Source organism: Acinetobacter sp. YH12068_T (genome assembly GCF_024606005.1).
Classification (GTDB): domain Bacteria; phylum Pseudomonadota; class Gammaproteobacteria; order Pseudomonadales; family Moraxellaceae; genus Acinetobacter; species Acinetobacter amyesii.
On sequence record NZ_CP094555.1, the window covers coordinates 831,736 to 851,174 of the forward strand.

General features: G+C 39.4%; 19 protein-coding genes and 1 pseudogene. 12 read left to right on the forward strand and 8 right to left on the reverse strand.

Annotated features, from left to right (window positions below):
- Window positions 1-210 precede the first annotated feature (210 nt).
- The 6 genes from MST18_RS04055 (at window position 211) to MST18_RS04080 (ending at window position 5,456) form a co-directional block, all read left to right on the forward strand.
- Window positions 211-1,203, forward strand: coding sequence for a patatin-like phospholipase family protein (locus tag MST18_RS04055; protein WP_078192242.1), 993 nt, complete (start codon window positions 211-213; stop codon window positions 1,201-1,203).
- A gap of 386 nt (window positions 1,204-1,589) precedes the next feature.
- The gene (locus MST18_RS04060) at window positions 1,590-1,766 is read left to right on the forward strand and encodes a hypothetical protein (RefSeq protein WP_171263721.1); all 177 of its coding nucleotides are present in this window, start codon (window positions 1,590-1,592) and stop codon (window positions 1,764-1,766) included.
- A gap of 282 nt (window positions 1,767-2,048) precedes the next feature.
- Window positions 2,049-2,570: an acyl-CoA thioesterase gene (locus MST18_RS04065; RefSeq protein ID WP_078192241.1), complete on the forward strand. Its 522-nt coding sequence runs from the start codon at window positions 2,049-2,051 to the stop codon at window positions 2,568-2,570.
- Between the two features lie 194 nt (window positions 2,571-2,764).
- On the forward strand, window positions 2,765-3,361 hold the full coding sequence (locus MST18_RS04070; RefSeq protein ID WP_180107360.1) for a TetR/AcrR family transcriptional regulator: 597 nt from the start codon (window positions 2,765-2,767) through the stop codon (window positions 3,359-3,361).
- A complete protein-coding gene (locus MST18_RS04075; protein WP_180133510.1) occupies window positions 3,358-4,563 on the forward strand; it encodes an MFS transporter in 1,206 nt (401 codons plus the stop codon). Before MST18_RS04070 ends, MST18_RS04075 begins: the two co-directional genes overlap by 4 nt.
- Window positions 4,563-5,456: a LysR substrate-binding domain-containing protein gene (locus MST18_RS04080; RefSeq protein ID WP_180034494.1), complete on the forward strand. Its 894-nt coding sequence runs from the start codon at window positions 4,563-4,565 to the stop codon at window positions 5,454-5,456. The genes MST18_RS04075 and MST18_RS04080 overlap by 1 nt, the downstream gene beginning before the upstream one ends.
- Window positions 5,457-5,574: 118 nt before the next feature.
- Here MST18_RS04080 and MST18_RS04085 read toward each other — a convergent pair whose 3' ends face one another.
- Window positions 5,575-6,483 (reverse strand): DUF4349 domain-containing protein, encoded by a 909-nt coding sequence (locus MST18_RS04085; protein ID WP_180133509.1) that lies wholly within the window; start codon window positions 6,481-6,483, stop codon window positions 5,575-5,577.
- A gap of 215 nt (window positions 6,484-6,698) precedes the next feature.
- Here MST18_RS04085 and MST18_RS04090 point away from each other — a divergent pair.
- Window positions 6,699-7,327: pseudogene (locus tag MST18_RS04090) on the forward strand (glutathione S-transferase family protein).
- A gap of 176 nt (window positions 7,328-7,503) precedes the next feature.
- Here the strand turns inward: MST18_RS04090 and MST18_RS04095 are convergent.
- The 3 genes from MST18_RS04095 to MST18_RS04105 all read right to left on the reverse strand — a co-directional run bounded on the left by MST18_RS04095 (window position 7,504) and on the right by MST18_RS04105 (window position 10,476).
- The gene (locus MST18_RS04095) at window positions 7,504-8,007 is read right to left on the reverse strand and encodes a hypothetical protein (RefSeq protein ID WP_180083668.1); all 504 of its coding nucleotides are present in this window, start codon (window positions 8,005-8,007) and stop codon (window positions 7,504-7,506) included.
- Between the two features lie 299 nt (window positions 8,008-8,306).
- Complete coding sequence (locus MST18_RS04100; RefSeq protein WP_180126251.1) at window positions 8,307-9,911, reverse strand: bifunctional 3-(3-hydroxy-phenyl)propionate/3-hydroxycinnamic acid hydroxylase; 1,605 nt, start codon at window positions 9,909-9,911, stop codon at window positions 8,307-8,309.
- A gap of 343 nt (window positions 9,912-10,254) precedes the next feature.
- The gene (locus MST18_RS04105; RefSeq protein ID WP_180133508.1) at window positions 10,255-10,476 is read right to left on the reverse strand and encodes a hypothetical protein; all 222 of its coding nucleotides are present in this window, start codon (window positions 10,474-10,476) and stop codon (window positions 10,255-10,257) included.
- Window positions 10,477-11,043: 567 nt separating this feature from the next.
- Between MST18_RS04105 and MST18_RS04110 the strand changes: the two genes are divergently transcribed.
- The 4 genes from MST18_RS04110 to MST18_RS04125 all read left to right on the forward strand — a co-directional run bounded on the left by MST18_RS04110 (window position 11,044) and on the right by MST18_RS04125 (window position 15,479).
- Complete coding sequence (locus MST18_RS04110; protein ID WP_180133507.1) at window positions 11,044-12,057, forward strand: GTP-binding protein; 1,014 nt, start codon at window positions 11,044-11,046, stop codon at window positions 12,055-12,057.
- Window positions 12,058-12,122: 65 nt separating this feature from the next.
- The gene (locus MST18_RS04115) at window positions 12,123-12,653 is read left to right on the forward strand and encodes a YaeQ family protein (protein ID WP_078191423.1); all 531 of its coding nucleotides are present in this window, start codon (window positions 12,123-12,125) and stop codon (window positions 12,651-12,653) included.
- A 503-nt stretch (window positions 12,654-13,156) separates the two neighbouring features.
- Window positions 13,157-13,495 carry an FKBP-type peptidyl-prolyl cis-trans isomerase gene (locus MST18_RS04120; RefSeq protein ID WP_078191421.1) on the forward strand — a complete coding sequence of 113 codons (339 nt, stop codon included), beginning with the start codon at window positions 13,157-13,159 and terminating at the stop codon, window positions 13,493-13,495.
- A 187-nt stretch (window positions 13,496-13,682) separates the two neighbouring features.
- On the forward strand, window positions 13,683-15,479 hold the full coding sequence (locus tag MST18_RS04125; RefSeq protein ID WP_180133529.1) for a diguanylate cyclase: 1,797 nt from the start codon (window positions 13,683-13,685) through the stop codon (window positions 15,477-15,479).
- Window positions 15,480-15,620: 141 nt separating this feature from the next.
- On the opposite strand, the gene MST18_RS04130 is transcribed toward MST18_RS04125, so the two are convergent.
- Window positions 15,621-16,067 (reverse strand): GNAT family N-acetyltransferase, encoded by a 447-nt coding sequence (locus MST18_RS04130; protein ID WP_180021235.1) that lies wholly within the window; start codon window positions 16,065-16,067, stop codon window positions 15,621-15,623.
- A gap of 435 nt (window positions 16,068-16,502) precedes the next feature.
- On the opposite strand from MST18_RS04130, the gene MST18_RS04135 reads away from it, so the two are divergent.
- The gene (locus MST18_RS04135) at window positions 16,503-16,991 is read left to right on the forward strand and encodes a hypothetical protein (RefSeq protein ID WP_180117594.1); all 489 of its coding nucleotides are present in this window, start codon (window positions 16,503-16,505) and stop codon (window positions 16,989-16,991) included.
- Here the strand turns inward: MST18_RS04135 and MST18_RS04140 are convergent.
- The 3 genes from MST18_RS04140 to MST18_RS04150 are packed head-to-tail and all read right to left on the reverse strand — an operon-like array spanning window position 16,973 to window position 19,317.
- On the reverse strand, window positions 16,973-17,536 hold the full coding sequence (locus tag MST18_RS04140; protein ID WP_180007549.1) for a TetR/AcrR family transcriptional regulator: 564 nt from the start codon (window positions 17,534-17,536) through the stop codon (window positions 16,973-16,975). The two genes, MST18_RS04135 and MST18_RS04140, sit on opposite strands and share 19 nt — an antisense overlap.
- Window positions 17,537-17,586: 50 nt before the next feature.
- Window positions 17,587-18,477 (reverse strand): alpha/beta fold hydrolase, encoded by an 891-nt coding sequence (locus MST18_RS04145; protein WP_180133506.1) that lies wholly within the window; start codon window positions 18,475-18,477, stop codon window positions 17,587-17,589.
- A 54-nt stretch (window positions 18,478-18,531) separates the two neighbouring features.
- Complete coding sequence (locus tag MST18_RS04150; protein ID WP_180133505.1) at window positions 18,532-19,317, reverse strand: crotonase/enoyl-CoA hydratase family protein; 786 nt, start codon at window positions 19,315-19,317, stop codon at window positions 18,532-18,534.
- Between the last annotated feature and the right edge of the window lie 122 nt (window positions 19,318-19,439).

Here is a 19,439-nt window from a genome sequence, read left to right on the forward strand (position 1 = left end):
CGGGGCTTTTTTTGCTAGATAAGGGCTTGAATCCTGATGTGGAAATTCTGCTAAACATTGAAACTTTGACAGCCAATGACTTTCTAGGTTGTATGTCAATATAATGTGCATCGGTCAGAGGCATTAACGAATAATAACAGTGACGTGAATGTGGACTGATTAGACTACTTTTTCTCTTCAAATCTCGAGTTGCATTTGGAATATCTCTCAATGAAAAGCATAACTGTTTTGATGACTGCATTCGCAATCAGCCTTGTGGGTTGTCAAAGTGTAGGCTCAAAAAAGGTCAGCGCTGAAATATCCACACAAATTCGAACTTATACAGCAGCACCTGCTCAAGTGGCGAATAACCGCATTGACTTTAAAAAAGTGAAAAAGCAGGAAAAGCGTCCGATTGTTGCGTTGGTTTTAGGGAGTGGTGGGGCACGTGGTTATGCACACATAGGCGCCATTCAGATACTTGAACAGCAGGGAATACACCCAGATTTTATTGTTGGAACCAGTGCGGGTAGCATTGTGGGTTCAATCTATGCTTCAGGTAAAAGTGCCAATGAGTTAAGAGATATCGCCTTAAATATGAAAGCCAATGATGTTCGAGAAATACGTTTGGACAAAAAAGGGTTTTTTGACGGTAAAAAAGTTGAAGATTATATTAATGAGCAAGTTGATGACGTGCCTTTAGAGTTGCTAAAAACCCCAATGTATGTGGTGGCAACCGAGTTAAAGGATGGCAAAAAAGTCGTGTTCAACTATGGTAATACGGGACAGGCCGTTCGTGCTTCGGTGTCGATTCCGAGCATGTTTATTCCAACGATTATTGAAGACACTGAATATGTCGATGGTGGCTTGGTCAGTCCAGTTCCTGTGGACGTTGCACGCGATTTAGGGGCAGATATTATTATTGCGGTGGATATTTTGGCACGACCAATTCATACCGAAACGTCGAATGTTTGGGGCTTGTTTAACCAAAATATCAATATTATGCAAAATCGTTTAGCTCAAGAAGAGCTCAAGCGAGCAGACATTGTGATTCAACCTGATTTACGTGAAAAAGCACATATATTTGATGTGAAAGGGCGTGAAGCGACGATGCTTGCAGGTGAAGAGGCGACCTTAGAAAAACTTGGAGAGATTTCTCGGGTTTATGCTGAACATCAATATAGCAAGGGACATCATATTCCTTATTTAGCAGCCAAAGACTAGGCTGATACGATTCGCAAATTTAAACGCATCCTGTTCACCTCTCAGGGTGCATTTTTATTTCAGCAAAGCATTTTAATTTTTGCTCTCAGCTTTTCCCATGCTCAATAGTATCTAGTAATCATTAATATCTTGGATGTTGATTGGTTTTAGGTCTTAATCAAAAGATTTGCCAAATATAAAAATCGTAATAATAAGAAAATATACAGTTAATTATTTGAAATTAATTAAGAAAATCATATTAATTGGTTTTACGTAGATTTTAAGAGTATATACCTATATTAGCGTTTTTATTCATGTGCTTACGTTTACCAATACTGTTGAAGTGTTTAGAATATCATCAGGTTATTAATACTTAAAACCAATAAATATTTTAAAGGTGGCTGTAGATGAAAACGCTTGATGTAGGACAAAAAGTAAAGCTTGCGATGATGGAAGATAACGTATTTATTGTCACTCATGTACATGTAGATAATTCTTACACGCTAGAAAGTACCAATGATGGTGGACAAAAAACCAGCTATGACAACGTATCTTTCGAGATGTTAAAAGTCTTAGAAGATTAAGTTTAATGCCGTGCTATGTTGAATCGATGAACAACGCGTTTTAATGTATATGTTTTAAATATAAAACACAGCATAGCTTGGATTAAAAAAAACTGATAGATAGCGCGATAAATACTTGTTTATCGGGTGTATATCGTTATCGATATATATTTTACTGAATGATGGTATGATCACTATAAATAATAATGATGGTTTTTTTGCCGATTTGAACATTTAATTTTGATTAAAATCTATATAATAATCACATTAATCATTGTTATATCACGAGTCTAGAGAAACAAGATGTCCCCATTAGATCAAATTGCGAATGCACTAGACGACCAGTCAGAATTATCGATGTCAGTTTTAATGACTCCTGACATGGCGAATTTTTCGGGTAATGTGCATGGTGGAACGATTCTAAAATTGTTAGACCAAGTCGCGTATGCTTGTGCAAGTCGCTATTCTGGTAGCTACGTGGTGACACTATCAGTCGATAAAGTAAATTTTAAAGAACCAATTCACGTGGGTGAGTTAGTGACTTTCCTTGCAAGTGTGAACCATGTTGGTCGTACTTCAATGGAAATTGGTATTCGTGTTGAAGCGCAGAACATTCAAAAACGTACAGTACGTCATACCAATAGTTGCTATTTCACAATGGTCGCTGTTGATGATCAAGGTAAGCCGAAACAAATTCCAGCATTGAATCTAGATAATGACTGGAAACGTTGTCGTTTCGAAGCTGCGGAACAACGTAAAGTGGCACGTTTACAGGAAAATCATCATCCTTCTTGCAGTATTTATAAAAAGTCGACACAAAGCTAATCACTTTGGTGGCTGAATATTTGAAAAGATCGCTTAGGCGATCTTTTTTATTCTGAAATTCTTTTGGATAGTGCAATAGGGATTTGAATTCCGAGTGTGCGACTAAAGTTTATCCTTCAAAGCTCAGTTAAAGATAGTCATTCAGTCCAATACTGTTTAATATAAAACGATACGTAGCGTTTCGTTTTTAAATTATGAGTGAAACTGAAAAAACTTCTCGGCGTAAGCAATGTATCTTACAAGCGGTCACAGATGCTTTAGCGGAAAGTGATTATCGAAGCATGACCATTGAAGATATTGCGGCTCGTGCAGGCGTGGGAAAATCGACGATTTACCGTTGGTGGAAGCATAAGTCCGATCTGGTTTTCGATGCTTTTAAAGCGCACACCGCGTCGGTGTTTGAACTCGATTTATCACAAAGTTTAGAGTTCAATCTAAATCAACAATTGCTCAAACTATCACGGGCTTTAAATCAGCACGTGGGTCGAGCATTGCTGGTTGTATTGGCGGAGCATCGTGAAGCAGCGGGTGAGTTTTTTAAACAGTATTTGTTACCTCGACGAGAAGCGACACGTGAGCTGATCCAATTGGCCATTCAACGAGGCGAAATTCGCGCGGATTATCCTTTCGAACTCATGTTGGACATGTTGTATGGCCCGATTCATTATCAGATCATTTTCTTTAATACCCAGCCAGATGAAGACTATATCAAGCGACTGGTGCAGTTGGCGCTAAACCCGATTTTTACGCAGTCCCAAGCCACGCGTAGCAGCGAGACAATGACCTCATGACTACTCAACATCAGGCATCGCTATGGAACAAGTCTTTCGTTTTTTGTCTGTGTAATAACTTGTTTTTATTTAGCTATTACTTTGCGCTGCTGACCATATTGCCCATTTATATTATGAAAGAATTGGGTGGTTCGATTCAGCAAGCGGGTATGGCTTTAACGCTGTTTTTGGTGTCATCCATTGCGATTCGTCCCTTTTCCGGCATGATCATTGAGCGTTTTGGTAAAGCCAATTCTGTACGTATTTCAGGCTTTATCTTTGTCGTTTTTGCGCTGAGTTATTTGTGGATTGACAGCATGTGGTCGTTGTTGTTCATTCGTTTTTTACATGGTTTTTGGTTCAGTATATTAACCACGGTCAATGTTCCCATCGTAAATGATTACATCCCAGATCATCGAAAGGGCGAAGGCATGGGCTACTTTGTCATGTCGACCAACTTAGGCGTGGTGATCGGGCCATTTTTAGCGCTGAGTATGATTCAATTCAGCAGTTTTAGTACCTTATTTGCTGTATTAGCCTTATTGGTTGCAGTGGGCTATATTTTTACGTGGTTGGTTCAAATACAAGAACACGTACAGCATAAATCAAGTGATCAAGCGAGCCAATCCGCAGCCATCCAATGGCGTGATGTGATAGAAACACGGGTACTTGCCATCAGTTTTGTGGCATTGCTGACCGCATTTGCATATTCGAGTGTGATGAGTTTTATCACCGCTTATGCAGAGTTGAAGCATTTACTCGCTTATACCAGTATCTTTTTTATTGTCTTTGCCGTATCGATGTTGATCGTCCGTCCTTGGGTTGGCAAAGTTTATGATCGCAAAGGCCCGAGCGCAGTCATCTATCCATCCTTTATTTGCTTTGCCATTGGTTTGATGGTTGTGAGTTTTCTCACGAATCAATGGGTGCTTTGGATATCGGCAGTTTTTATGGGCATCGGCTACGGTTCAGTGTTCCCATGCCTGCAAACGGTCGCGATTCAAACGGTAGAAAAAGCCCGAATAGGACATGCAATATCCACCTTTTTTGCCTTGTTTGATATTGGCCTTGCTGTCGGTTCGGTCATTATGGGTGTGCTGATTGCATACTTTGGATTTCAGGCAACCTATTTATTTTGTGCGGTGATGGTGCTGTTCACTTTGTGGATGTATCGTCTATTCGTGGCAAACCAATTTAAACGCAGTGCTTTAGGAGCTGAATAATGGAATTACGACATCTACGATATTTTGTTGCGGTTGCCGAAGAGCTAAATTTTACCAAGGCTGCGCAGCGAATGTGTACTGTGCAACCTTCTTTAAGTCAGCAAATTAAAGACCTAGAACAGGAAGTTGGGGTGCAATTATTGATGCGAACCAACCGAAAAGTTGAGCTGACTGCAGAAGGTCAGGCCTTTTTAAAAGAAGCGCGTTTGAGTTTAGAGCATGCTGAAAAAGCCATGATAGATGCGCGTCAAATCGCGCAGCTCAGTAAGGAACAACTGAATATCGGCTTTGTTCCTGTGGCTGAAATGAAGGTCTTTCCTTATATCATGCCAAATATTCGAGCTCAGTTTCCTGAGTTAAAAATTCATTTTCATAGTTTAATGGATGTCGATCAGATCAGTGCAGTGCGTAAGGGAGAGATTGATATTGCCTTTACCCGTTATGTCGAAGAAAGCCCTGATATAGAATTTGTTCAGATTTTTACTGAGCCTTTGGCGCTGATTGTACCGAAAAATTCGCCTGTTGCAGAACAGCGGCATATCAGCATTAAAAACATGAATAATCAGGATTTTATTATTAGCGATGAACACTCATCACCTGAGCTATACCGAATTATTCAAGATTTCTTTAAGCAAAATAAACTGAATGTGAACTTGGTACAGCATTCGACGAATATTTTGTTAAATGTCAATTTGGTCGGTATGGGCGTGGGATGGAGTTTGGTGCCGTCTTATGTCATTCCATTGCTCGGTGATAAAATATTGGTTAAAAGTACCGTTGAACCTTTGCCGACCATTGGTTTGTATGCGAGCTATCGAAAAGATCGTAAAAATGATGCAATCGAATTGATTTTAAAAGTCTTAAAAGAGCAGTTCTATATGGGTTTTTTCTAGGCCTTTAAATATTGCCCTAAGATTTAAACAAAAAATCCCGAATTAAGCGCTTCGGGATTTTTTATTTATCGTATTTTTAATCAAGGACTCAACGATACATAGCCTTTGTCACTTTGATTTATTTAAACCACTTTTGTAAATAAGGTTTCATCACGCGGTAGGCAATCAAACAGATAAAAATAATCAGATAGAGTGGCCAAATCGTAATGAGAACAACCAACAGGCTCAACACAAATTGCCACCCTTTTTGTATCCCGTACCATGCTCTTTGCCAGAAACTATCGCCATTTAATTGCGCTACAGCATCAAGGTTAATATCGATATGTTCACGGACAGTGGCAGGTTGAGTAAAGCCAATCACAATCGTGCTATAGCGGACACGATCTTGAACTTCTAAGCGAGTCAGGCGTGAGATTTCATTGACTTGCGCTGCTGCTACATGGTCTGGCACGACCGTTGTTTGCGACATTTTTTCTTCGAGTAGTTTTAGCTCATAGCGTTTTGCCGAATATTGCTGACGGTTCAAAAAATGCATTAGTGGTAACAGTTGATTGACGAAATGTGCAGCTTTTTCACTTGGCACACGAATGATCATTTCCGCGTTCGGATTTACTTTTTCAAAGATTTTAATTTTGCCGTCAGTAATCGGGTAGGATTGACTCTCTTGCACCATAAAGTCGATATTTTTCTGTTCAATAAAGCCGCCTAAACTTAGCGTCAGTTTTTCAATTTCTAAAGCAGTTTTAACCACATCTTTCGACTCAAAACTGACATTGGCTTCTCGAACCATTTTACGAGAGGCTTCGGCTGGGTTGACCTGCTCATTTAAAATAGTTTCAGGTTTTTGTGTTGTTGCAGGCGTGGTAGACGGCTCATTGGAAGTGCTTTCCGCTGCTTGATCTTGCTGTGTACTGACTTGAGCAGGTTGTGCATCTGCGCTGGCTTCAGTTGCCATTTCTTCGGTTTTCTTGGAACAGCCTGAAATTAAAATCACCGTTAACATGGCAATTAAATATTTATTTTTCATAGATGTAGAGCTCAATTGTTTGATTATCAGAAAGTCGGAGTAAATACTTTTTGCTTTAAATATAGATTCAAATTTAGCGTAATTATTAGTCGGGCGTATTGTATCGGAAAGTGTTTAAAGCAGGGATGAACGCAACATAATTCTACATAGAGCCGCGTATAGTCATAGATAGAACAACAAGGAAGAAAATAAGGATATCTACAATGAACCCAACAATGAAACTCTACAGCAATCCACGCTCACGCAGTAATACCATTCTGCCTTTATTGAAAGAATTAAATATCTATTGAAAGAATTAAATATCGAGTCAGAAGTTGAGATTATTGAAGTGCCATATGAAGAGATGTATCAAGCGGCATATCTCAAGATTAATCCCATGGGCAAAGTTCCCTGCTTGGTCGATGGTATTGTCGTGATTAGTGAGACCGCAGCCATCTTTAGTTATTTAGCCGATAAATTCAGTGACAAAGGTTTGGCACCCGCATTGGATGATCCCAAACGTGGTGAATATTTGAAATGGATGTTTTTCTGTCATGGTCCGCTGACTGAATACATGGACATGAAAAATGTCGGCATTAGCACTGAGTTGATGGATGAGAAACGTGGCAGTTTGAGTTTTGGTAATGAAAAAATACTTTTAGATTTTATTAAAACAGGGCTTGTGCAGGCCCAGCCATATCTGTTGGGGGATAAAATTAGCGCAGCAGATTTGTATTTAGCTTATTGGATGGTGTATGCCATTTCATTCAAAATATTGCCATATTTAGATGAATTTAAACCTTTTATTCAGCAGATTCAGCAACGTGAATCGGTAAAAGATGTGCATTGGTTTCAGTCGGTTTAACTTGGATGCTTATTTGATTGTTGGCTGAACTTGGTATTGCTATATGTCTATTCATATAACTCTTTCTTTGAGAACTAAAAAGAAAGAGTTTTAAATATCAATCACTAAGATGATAAAGCGATTTTAATTATTGCCATAAATAATGTATGGCATATATTGCGCTAAATTAAATAGACTCAATCGTTGTTGGGTCTATTTAAAAAATCATGGGCTTCATCATCAGATAGAGGTGGGCCTAAATCTCTTTCAAGTTTGGCATATATTTCGAGTAGTCTTTTTTGTTGAGGATCGATATCTAAGGCACGATGCTGCTGATATGTTAATTGATCTTCAATCCAATAATAATCCTGAATCGCAGCCCCTGCGAAACTGGTTTTCAAATGGAGTTTGTAATAACCAGAAAATTTATGTTTCTTGGTATCTAGACAGAGATACGCGAAGGTAGACCAACCACTTTCGGGAAATTTAAGGCGAGCTCGGCAGGGCTTCTTTTCTAGTGTAAATGTAGGTGAATAGACTTGGCCTTTTAGAATGATATTTTTATCTTGACCAAAATATTGAGTTTGTAATGCAAATAAAGCAAGAATCACTGTGGTGAGAAAAAAGCTGGCAATGACTGAATAAAAAAATGAAATGTATAAATGGAAGGACAAAAAATTAGATTCTTCGTTTTTGTTCACATCTTTTTCTAAGCGTAATAAATAGCAATTCAAAGAAATAAGAAAACAGAGGCAAAAAACGAAAATAGGTAACCAACTATTGGCATGAAAATGATGTATCTCTACGAAAATGAGTGAACAGATAAAAATAAAACCTAACAAACTATAAATGAATAATTTCTGAAATCTTTTTTGCATTTTGCGAAGCTTATAATTATGTATTGAACGATTATAGCATCTGATGTTTATAGTGATTATAGAAAAAAATCACCATGCTTTATGCATGGTAATTTTTAATTCTTGCAGATCTATTTGGATTATTAAGCATGCAATTTTGCAAACAATTGTTGGCTCACGCTGTCTAAAGTTTGTGGAATTGCAATCGCTGCAACAAAACGGTCTGGTCGAAGAATCGTAATAGATTCAGTGGTTTTACCAAACCAACCACGAATATCGGTACCAATATCACCAATCGTGATCACATTGTCGTACTTGGTGCGATTTTCATTGCTAAGCTGAACAGCAGGCAATACTTGGATAAATTTAACGCCCAATTTTTGCCATTTTTTCATGGTCGCATCTGACAGACCCCATTTTGGATCGACGCCCCAAGCAATGATTGCAAAGTCGTTACCGATGACTTCATCAAGTAGGACTTTCTCACCAGATTCAAGTTGAACATGTGGTTGAATGAACATTTTACCCACAGGTGAGTCTTTAACACCGTTATTGATCAACGCACCGTCGTTGTACTTCGGCATTGGCTTGAAGCGCATTTCCAATAGATATTGCTTGATCGGTTTGATGTAATTGAGCGCATAGGCAATACCATCACGCACGAAACCTTGCCATTTTTTAGGTGGCGCAAGGACATGACCCGCCATTACAGAAAGATCAATCATTGCTTTTGCATGATCTTTACGTTCAACTTGGTACGTATCTAAAAGCGCAGGGCCAGCTTTGCCTTGTACAACCATTGCAACTTTCCACGCAAGGTTGAACGCATCACGCATACCACTGTTATAGCCTTGACCTTGCCAAACTGGCATGATGTGCGCAGCATCGCCTGCAAGTAAAATACGGTCTACACGGAATTTATCTGCAATACGGGCATTGTGGGTATAAACACGCTGACGAATCACTTCAATACCGTCGGTCGTTGGAAGCACTTTCGACAATAATTTGGCAATGTTTTCAGGTTTGCTTAATTCTTCTTGAGTTTCACCAGGCATCACCATAAATTCGAAACGACGAATACCGTGTGGAAGAGCAGCAGATACATAAGGACGCACAGGGTCACAGCATAGGTAAATGTGTGGCGTTGCAAGTGGGTCATTATTGATGTCGATCACGATCCATTGGTTCGGTGCAGTTTTACCATCGAAGCCGATGTTGAGGGTACGACGTACCACTGAGTTACCACCATCACAAGCAATCAAATACTGCGCTTGAATTTTTTCAGCTTCACCGTTTTTATTTTGAATATTGAGCGTTACACCATTGGCATCTTGGCTAAAATCAGACAATTGACGAGAGAATAAAACATTTGTGGTTTCGTACTGTTTTAAACCTTGTAGTAGTACATTATCGACTTGCGGTTGAATAAAGGCATTACGACGTGAGAAACCAAATTCACGAGTGAGCGGTTGAATGTCTGCGAAACAACGACCTTTAGGGGTTAAGAAACGCATCGCGTGGTTCGGTGTTGTATGCGGTAATACTTGATCCACTAAACCTAATGATTGGATGGTACGTAATGATTCATCATCAATACCAATCGCACGTGGGTAGTCAATCAGGCTGTCCAGTTGTTCAATCACAGTGACATTGACGCCTTGCTTACTTAAGTAGTTTGCAATGGTTAAGCCGACAGGACCTGCGCCCAGAATGGCAACTTCCGTTGTGTAATTTGCTTTATTGCTCATGCGTAAACATCCAATCACTTCACATATGCCACTATTAAGTTCTAAAGCGAGGCTTTCAACAAGCTAGGCATAAGTCGAAACGATGAATCGAATTGTCGTGTTTTTTGCAGGGTTTTATTTTAAGTGAATGATATATATTTATTTATATGAAAATCATCAATCATTTTGAATGATTTATCGATCATTAAAATCTATCAATCAGTGGCTTTGAGCATAAAAATGCCGAACCATTTTTCAATGATCCGGCGACTTTAATTCATTTAGCACAACATTTTATTAGTGAGGGATAAATGTTGAGCAGCAGACTAAATGAATTTAGCGTGTGGAGTACGCTATTCGTCTATTACTGAGCAGGTTGAGCTGGTGCAGAACCTTCAGCATTTGCTTCTGAAGCAGGTTGAGCAGCAGTACCTTCAGCAGCAGTTGTTTCAGTCGCTGGCTGTTCTTGAGTGCTAACCACTACTTTTTCTTGTTCAGGTGCTTCTTGTTTATCTTTGCTCGCAGCAAAACTTGTTGCAGTTGCAGCAGCTAGAGTAGAAGCAAGTAAAATTTGAGTTAATTTCATTTTGAGCATCCTTATATATTTTAGTAAGTCCTGAAAAGATCATCACGTCCATCAGGAGAGAGCTCATGCTAAATCGAGAAAACAGAGTGATCAATGCGAGCAACAAAGTGAAACAGACTGGTTAACTGGATGAATACATAACCGTCCATCCTGTGTTTTAAATGTAAAAAAATATCGGAATCTTCATTTAACTTTGCAAGAAAAAATGATCAAATCGACTTCATGATTCATTCATTGTTTACATGATGATTACATCGATGTCGTAAATAAGCAGAATCCAGAAATTTCACTAAAATCCAAATGTAAGGATTCTTTTCGAGATAACCATTTTTTAAAATATAAGAGTTAACTTTGCCAATAAAGTGTGACCAGATATGTCATGCATTCATGCAAATGGAATAACAGGCTGTTTAACAGCCAGATCATCATTCAATGCCTCGGATACTAGGCTGATCTATGCTTTAGGAAAATGAAGACGGAGAAATGAAGACTAGGCTTGCAGCATTTTTTTGAAATCATTATGGTAAAGGCCATCAATCATTGGCTATTTATTTGAGTGAATCACTTTTGAAATTAGTTTCTACCCACGGTGCGATTCCTGTTCATATTATTTCTGGCTTTTTAGGTGCGGGTAAAACCACAGTTTTACAGCAGTTATTAAAGCAAAAGCCAGCGGGCGAAACTTGGGCCGTACTGATGAACGAGTTTGGACAAATCGGAGTCGATCAACAGATGTTGCCGCAAGATCAGGGCTTTGCGGTGAAGGAATTATTGGGTGGATGTCTATGTTGTAGTAGCCAACTGCCGATGCAAATTGCGTTGTCACGATTATTGTCAGAGGTGAAACCCGACCGACTGTTTATTGAGCCGACAGGTTTAGGTCATCCGGGACAACTTTTGGAGCAATTGACTGAGCCACATTGGCATCTGCATTTAGCGATGCGAGCATTGGTGACCGTGGTCGATGGCTCACGCTTACATGATCAAGAGTGGACGTCACAAAACCTGTATGCCGATCAACTCAAAGTGGCACAAATCGTTGTGGTGTCTCATGTCGATTGCATGAGTGATGCCGATCAAGTTGGTTTGGAACGACTCAAACAAGCGTATTTACCGTATCAGCAGCAATGGATCAATGTTGTAAAAGGTGATTTAAAACTAACAAATATTGATCTTGCCTATGTGGGAAGTCCTCGTAAAATTCAGCCTTTATTGGCGATACAAAAGCAAATGCTGGTCGATGTGCCCATAGAAATTAAACAGTTGCCTTATCATTATGTTGAATCCGCTCACGGCTATAGTGTCGCAGGTTGGAAACTCCCAAAACGATGGACCTTCGACTTTTTTGAGCTGTTAGATTTACTCTGTGAGCAGCAAGATTGGCTACGGATCAAAGGTATTTTTCAGACAGACCAAGGGTGGAAAACCTTTAACTTTAATCCCGATCAGTTTAATTATCAGTCGAGCGAGGAAAGTATCGATAATCGTGTCGAAATTATTTACCAAACTGAACGTGAATGGCTCGAATTTGAAGATCGCTTAATGCAGTGCCGTATCGATGCCGAGAAAGCTGAGAAATAAGTAAATCAGCGCAGCAAAAGCTTGCTAAATCTTATATGCTAGGCGCCAAATTTGAGGACTTTACCATGGCGCTAAAAGCTACAATTTATAAAGCAGATTTGAACATTGCCAATATGGATGTACACCAATATGGTGATTATCAATTGACGATGGCTTTGCATCCTTCTGAAACGATTGAACGTTTGATGGTGCGTGTCTTGGCATATGCACGCTATGCCGATGAAGCATTAGAATTTACCAAAGATCTTTTCGAAACAGACGAACCAGCGCTGTGGGAAAAAGATTTAACAGGTCAATTGGTGAAATGGATTGAAGTCGGTTGCCCTGACGAAGACAAAGTCAAAAAAGCCAGCGCACGTTGCCCACACGTTGCTGTGATTACCTATGGTTCTTCAGTAGACGAATGGTATAAACGTAACAGCAAACTGAAAACCCTGAAGAATGTTGAAATTTGGCAATTATCTGAAGCGAGTACAGCTGCCATTCAAGAGTTATGCGAACGAACCATGTCTTTACAATTAAACGTAATGGATGGCGAATGGACTTTGATTGGTGATAAAGCTCAAGCGGTGATTGAATGGACACAATTGCAATAAGCATTTGATGTGATTTAATTCATCACGATGGATGTGAGTTCAGGCTTGCATCCTTGTTGCTATAACTATTTTTCAGCTAATACAATTCTGTTAATTTAAAAGTTGATTTGAAACTCAGTCAATCTAAAACCAAAATAAAAATTTAATTCGGGAAATTTTCTAGCCCCCCATTTATGTAATGCCTATGGATGAATCCTCTTTATTAACTATGTAAATAGCGTTGTTCTTACCGCATAAACGCCTTCATTCAATGAACGTTCAAAGTGTTCAAGCGTTTTGATTTTTTAGTTTCGTTTTGCTCTACATATCTTGGTGATAAAGGAATACTCCTATATTTCACGGCATTTGACCTTTGCCATGTAAATGTTTTTTGCATGCTGATCTAAATCATTGTGTTCTCAACTTTGCGTCGGTAAGTTCTAACGCATTCAAGGGCATCATGTTCAGACTGATTCTGTTTATAATAGTGCTTTATTTAGATTGCGGCATTTGAGGTTGAGAGCATGAGCACGGAATTAGAAATTATTGACTTAGTGGTAGGTGAAGGTAAAGAAGCGGTTAAAGGCGCTTTGATTACAACTCACTATACAGGCTGGTTAGAAGACGGTACAAAATTTGATTCATCACTGGATCGTGGTAATTATTTTGAAACAGTGATTGGTACTGGCCGTGTGATTAAAGGTTGGGATCAGGGCATCATGGGGATGAAAGTCGGTGGTAAACGTAAGTTAATCGTGCCATCACATTTGGCTTATGGTGAACGTAAAATGGGTAATGTAATTCCTGCCAATTCAAATCTTATTTTTGAGATTGAATTGTATGATGTAAAAACTCGCGATTAAGACTTCGACTGTTTTAGATCAGTGACATGGAAGTTATTGATCAATTTGATAAAATAGTAGTTGTTATTTTTGTCTTTTACCGTAGATTAGAATAATTGCTCGAGTATAAACGCAGGAATCAAAGCCGTTGTCTTTACAGTTGCCTTGCACCAGATTGTTCTGGGTTCTTACCTTTATTATTTTTACATTGGCATTCACTGTATCGACTGCTCAGGCACAGTATGAAACTGCTCCTAAATCGTTTTATTTAAAACACCAAAACGAAGTTAACCAAATCTACTTCACGGAAGACACCAGTAGCCTCTTACAAGGCAAATGGTTGTTTTATCCAAATCAATTTTTAACGTCTCCAAGTTCAGTTCTAGTCGGTCAAACGGTCTATCTGCCTGCATCATTTAAAGACATCACAGGGGACAGTAAAGGCTTTGGGACATATACTGGACATTTCCAAATCCCCAAACAATTTATTGGCCGACGTATCGCGGTATTGATTCCAAATCAGTACGGTGCGTATCGAGTCTTTTTAAATGGTGATGTGATCGTTCGTTTGGGTGAAGTTGGGCGAACTGAAGCAGAACAAAAAACAGAAAATGCACCACGAATTGCCTATTTTGTGGCACAAGATGAATATTTCACTTTAACCATTCAGGCTTCAAGTTTTAACAGTATGCATGGCGGGTTTGAAAACCCAATGCGTATTGGTATCGCCAAGACAGTAAACCGCCAATTCCAACAACAAATGATGAGTATTGGGATGGTGTCTGGCGCCGTCTTGGGTGTGGGATTATTTACGATCCTATTTTCAGTCTTTCGAGGTTTACGCGGTCGCAATAGCCGAAGTAACTTGGTGTTTGGCTTATTTATTGTTTTTTTAGCATTCCATAATTTATTTTCAGCACCTTATGCCTATACCACTTTTACCGATATTAATTGGTTGTGGGGCACGCGATTAGAATATTTATTTACTTATTTGGTGTCGATTTTCTTTTTAAGTTATATCCACTTGCTCAGTCGTCGCTATTTATTTACCTTAAATTATCAGATCGCGATGTTGCTATTGTCTTTGAATATTTCAGTGACTTTTGTTTCGACGCCTGAGATTTTTCAGCCTTTGGCAACTTACAGTTTTGCCTATGTGATCGTTGTTCTAAGTAATTTTGCTTATGGTTTTTACCTAACACTGAAAAAGAAAGAGCCGTATTCAAAATTAAATTTAATCGCGGTTATTTTCCTGTGCATTACTTTTTTAAACGACTTTTTGCTGATGATGAATTTGATTGATTCAGTCAATTTAACGTTCATTTCAACCAGTTTATATGCCTTGTTGATCATGTTTCAGCAATCGCACCATTATGCACAGCAGTCGATGCATACCGAGCAGTTAAATAATAGTCTGCTTGAGCTAAACAGTTCACTCGATCAGAAAGTCAAAGAGCGCACCTTACAGCTCCATGAGCTGAATACAAAATTAGAGCTACAAATTCGTATTGATGCCTTAACAGGGGCATTTAACCGCCGTGCATTGAATGCTGAAATTCAACGTTTATATTCAGAAGTCCGTTTTCATAGTCACCGAACGTTGGTCTTTGCCATGCTAGATGTCGATTATTTTAAAAATTATAATGACCACTATGGACATCTCAAAGGCGATGAGGTGTTACAGCAGATCGTGAAAACCATGCAAAATACCCTGCCAAGTTCAGCCTATGTGGCTCGCTACGGTGGAGAGGAGTTTGCCATATTGATGCATGATGTTCCGTATGCGATTGCCCAAGAGCAATTACAATTGGTACTCGAAGCCATGCGTAATGAACAACTTGAACATGTTAATCGGGGTGATGAAAAAAATTATGTCACACTGAGTTTGGGCATGGCATGGATGGATAAGCAAAATGACTTCGACAGTATCGAAGCATTAATGAAGCATGCAGACCATTATTTATATATGGCCAAACAGGCAGGACGCGATCAACTTAAGCCTTGATACCTAGTTATAAACGGTTAAAACTTTGCGGTGATATTGCTAGTACCATTGCAACACTCATTTAGATTGATCTCTTTTTAAATTCACCTATCATAATCATCCTATTTGAAAATCTATCTTTTTATGAGGTTTGCCTCTCTACTAACAGAGCTGTTTAACCAATTTGAGCGGAACATCGGTAGGCTCAAAATCCTGATGTGCGACAAAGCCATATTTTTGGTAAAAGGCGAGTGCCGTATGAGTACTTTCTAGACTGATCTCGGTAATATTCTTTTTCCTGACACAGTGCATCATGTTTAACAATAACGCCTTACCAATGCCTTGGTACTGACGTTCAGGGCAAATATAGTTCAGTAAAATTTGTCCTTGATCACTGACTAAAATAAAGCCGACCACTCGATTATCACTGACGTAGACCCAACTGTCGTTGTAAAGCATCCACATTAGAATATTTGATTGATTTGCCTCCTCAAGCCAAGTTTGAATCACACTTTCATTACGTTGATGGTCCTGGATACATGAACGAATGCTGTTGTGAATCACGTGAATAATTTCGGGTATATCCTGAATTTGTGCTTCGCGTATCATAATTTTTTCTTTTTATAGAAAACTCCAACAGCCTGTCATTTCAGAAGATATCGCCTTGTGCTTAAAGAGGCTTCTTGTTGCGTTTTATGTTTTTTTGCAGCCATTGCGCCGTTGGGTTGGGTTTTTATTTCAAAATTGTTGCAAAATTTACAAATGTATATTTATAAGTTAATCGTTAAATACGGATAAATAACCACATAAATGCATCTAACTATACTGTTTTTAAAGTAATAATAGATCTTTTAGAAATGTATACATACTCAATGATTTCAGCAGGTGTAATAGTTTGAAATAAATTAGCAAAGAAAATAGGCAAGATTTCAGCTTTAAAATAGTTTTGTATGAATTTTAAACGTTATTGTGCGTTATATTAGTCCATAAAAATATTCGATGATTCAAGATGTGCATGCGCGTCATCGGCAGTAGGTTGTTATTATGGTTAATTTTCTCATTGTGATGTGTATTCTGATTGCGTTGTCTGCAGCAGGAATCGTGGTCAAAAAAATAATAAAAACAGAAAAATATCGTCAAAAATATACGCGTTACCAAGCACCAAAAAAATCGAAAAGTATCTCTTTAGCATCGAATGATGATGCTATTCGTGACGTCGATCATGTCATTGAAGTAGATGAATATGAACAGCAACTTTTTGATGATATTGCGGAAATTTTCTTTCAACAACAATACAAATTAGATTCGCTACAGGCAGCCGAACAGTTACAAGAAGTTTTTTTACGTCGCATGCCAGTCAATTGTAAAACTCAAATTCGCCAATTAGATCTGAATGAATGGTCGATTTATTGGAGTTTTTACAATCAATCGCTCGAGTATTATTTAGGCCGATACGGTGAGTTTTATACACATGTCGACCGTTTTGGCGAAGAACATAAAATTGAATATCGCTATCAAGACTCCGCAAGTTGAAGCAAAATGCGATCTTGGACTAAATCGAGATAACTCAAATCATCGGTTATTCGGGCCATTAAAATTGCGCCTTCATAATCCGCCAAGCTGATTTTGGCAAGTTGCGCGGCATGTTCGATGCTCATGCATCGCTGAAAAAACACTTCAAAGGCGAGTTGCCACTCGTGAAAGATGGACTGTAATTTCGCAAAAATCTCGGTAGGCAAATGTTGACGTTCCATACTTAATATCCCGACTAAACAACCTAATCCACCTTGGCTAAAAAACTGGATGGCCAGTTGATGGATGTGCGGGTAAGTCTGTTGAGGTGATGCAGTGGATTGCTGTAATTGCTGAAAAATACTGTGCTTTAACTTCACGTGTGTCAGGTTTAAAATTTCCATCAGCAAAGCGTCTTTATTCGGATAGTCATAATAAAACGCAGCTTTTGAGAGTCCACAGGCTTCAGCCAATTTCCCCATGCTGCAGCCCATATAGCCATAGCGTTTAAAGGCGTGTGCTGACTGTAGCAATAGATGTTCAGAGGTGTTTTTCCGTGGACGCATGTAACTCTCTATCCGAATAATTCAATATGATGTGTATGAAGTAAATTGGTCTAGGCAACTAACAGTTCGTCAAACCGTCCGATCACTTCCTGCCATAAGGGTTCAGCACCTTTGCGGAAATATCCCATATGACCAATATGTTTTAGACCATAATCTTGCGCTTCAATATTGATATAGTGCATTGACGCTTGTGCATAATGCTGCATAAAAGCATGTCTTGAATTGGGTAATGCCCAGTCATCATCGAGTGCAGCGACCGCATAGATCGGCGTTTGAACTGCAGCATATTGTTGAGACAGCTCACTCAGCTCAGGGTCGGCAAAGAAATAGGTTGGGTTTTTACACCAACGGCGCCATTGTTTATAGACATCGACAGGAAGGTCAGCGCCCATATTGAGTTTGCTCCAAGGCAAATACCCTTTGATGGCAACCATCGGCGGAAAAACGATATTCCACATTACATGAACCTTCATTTTTTCTTTAAAGGGCATATAGCCATGCCAACCTGCGCCAGTGCCAAAACAATACATGGCACGTATCTGATCGTGATTTGAGGTAAGTCCTAGTGCTTGGCCGCCATAGGAGTGTCCCACTAGAAAAGTTTCCTGACCGTGTTGTTGCATATAAGCTATGGCACCAGAAAGGTCATAACGTCCCCAGTCGAGGTAGGACATCTTAAAGCCTTTAAGTTTTGACGGTGCAGAACGTCCAATACCACGATAATCAAAAGTCAGTACTTGATAACCGAGTCCTGCGGCATATTCGGCAAAACGACGGTAAAATTGTTGAGGTACACCTGTTGCACTTGAAATAATAATATTGGCTTTAGCAGCAGAATTAGGCCGATATTCAACGCCTGAAAGCGTATAGCCATCGGTTGCTGGGAAACTCACGGGTGTAGTACGTATTTCTTGCGTTGCTTGTTCTAAATCCGTTGGCATAATTTTTCTCTGAATAGGCAGGACGGAAAGGGTTTACTCAGTTTAAATAAAGGCTTACTTGCCCTGAAAATTGGCTGCGCGACGTTGTAGCATGGCCATCACACCTTCTTGTACATCTTGTGTTTTTAGTAGTGGCTGTAAGTGCTGATCCAATTGAGCAAATGCAGCATCAGCCCCCAAATGTACACCTTGTTGTGCTGCGGCCAGTGTTGCCTGAACCGCCAGTGGTGCAGCCTGTGCAATTTGTTCTGCAAGTTCAATTGCACGAGATAAGGGCGCTTGGTCTGTGATTTCAGTCACCAAGTTCATGTCATATGCCGTTTGTGCATTGAAACGTTCACCCGTGAGTAAATAGCGCATCGCCTTATTCCAACCCGCTGCTTGCACAAAGCGAACAGTTGCACCACCAAAGGGAAGAATGCCACGTTGCACTTCCATTTGAGCAAACTCTGTCTGACGCTGAGCGATCACGACATCGGCATTCAGCATGAGTTCAATACCTGCTGTAAAACAGAATCCTTGTACCGCGACCACAACTGGTTTTTTTCGTTGCCGTGAGTTGGTTCCCCACGGATTAATTTGCTGATCAGGAAAATTAAATAGTCCACTGCCAAGTTTGGGTTGTAGTTCAACCAGATCCAGACCTGCAGTAAAATGATCACCATGTGCAAAAATCACTGCACAGCGTAAATTTGGATCATCTTCATATTCAGTGAGTGCCAGTGAAAGGTCATGAATTAAATGACTGTCAAACGCATTTCGTTTATCTGCACGGTCTAAACCGATCAAATTAAGATGACCACGGATTTCTCGACTTACACGACCTTGTTGTTCTGACATTTTAATGATTCCTTCTGATTATTCTTTAGGCATAGATAGGTTTTTAAACGATTGTTAGAAAACTGTCAAAACTGATGCGTTCAAAACATCAAAATCATCGTCTGGTGGATGAGTGGTTTGAT

What these genes read in the sequence shown, in the direction of transcription:
- MST18_RS04105 (WP_180133508.1), bottom strand. Translation starts at nt 10,476, where the DNA reads ATGAAATTAACTCAAATTTTACTTGCTTCTACTCTAGCTGCTGCAACT.
- MST18_RS04060 (WP_171263721.1), top strand. Translation starts at nt 1,590, where the DNA reads ATGAAAACGCTTGATGTAGGACAAAAAGTAAAGCTTGCGATGATGGAA.
- MST18_RS04065 (WP_078192241.1), top strand. Translation starts at nt 2,049, where the DNA reads ATGTCCCCATTAGATCAAATTGCGAATGCACTAGACGACCAGTCAGAA.
- MST18_RS04145 (WP_180133506.1), bottom strand. Translation starts at nt 18,477, where the DNA reads ATGCCAACGGATTTAGAACAAGCAACGCAAGAAATACGTACTACACCC.
- MST18_RS04100 (WP_180126251.1), bottom strand. Translation starts at nt 9,911, where the DNA reads ATGAGCAATAAAGCAAATTACACAACGGAAGTTGCCATTCTGGGCGCA.
- MST18_RS04115 (WP_078191423.1), top strand. Translation starts at nt 12,123, where the DNA reads ATGGCGCTAAAAGCTACAATTTATAAAGCAGATTTGAACATTGCCAAT.
- MST18_RS04135 (WP_180117594.1), top strand. Translation starts at nt 16,503, where the DNA reads ATGGTTAATTTTCTCATTGTGATGTGTATTCTGATTGCGTTGTCTGCA.
- MST18_RS04140 (WP_180007549.1), bottom strand. Translation starts at nt 17,536, where the DNA reads ATGCGTCCACGGAAAAACACCTCTGAACATCTATTGCTACAGTCAGCA.
- MST18_RS04055 (WP_078192242.1), top strand. Translation starts at nt 211, where the DNA reads ATGAAAAGCATAACTGTTTTGATGACTGCATTCGCAATCAGCCTTGTG.
- MST18_RS04130 (WP_180021235.1), bottom strand. Translation starts at nt 16,067, where the DNA reads ATGATACGCGAAGCACAAATTCAGGATATACCCGAAATTATTCACGTG.
- MST18_RS04075 (WP_180133510.1), top strand. Translation starts at nt 3,358, where the DNA reads ATGACTACTCAACATCAGGCATCGCTATGGAACAAGTCTTTCGTTTTT.
- MST18_RS04150 (WP_180133505.1), bottom strand. Translation starts at nt 19,317, where the DNA reads ATGTCAGAACAACAAGGTCGTGTAAGTCGAGAAATCCGTGGTCATCTT.
- MST18_RS04070 (WP_180107360.1), top strand. Translation starts at nt 2,765, where the DNA reads ATGAGTGAAACTGAAAAAACTTCTCGGCGTAAGCAATGTATCTTACAA.
- MST18_RS04080 (WP_180034494.1), top strand. Translation starts at nt 4,563, where the DNA reads ATGGAATTACGACATCTACGATATTTTGTTGCGGTTGCCGAAGAGCTA.
- MST18_RS04085 (WP_180133509.1), bottom strand. Translation starts at nt 6,483, where the DNA reads ATGAAAAATAAATATTTAATTGCCATGTTAACGGTGATTTTAATTTCA.
- MST18_RS04120 (WP_078191421.1), top strand. Translation starts at nt 13,157, where the DNA reads ATGAGCACGGAATTAGAAATTATTGACTTAGTGGTAGGTGAAGGTAAA.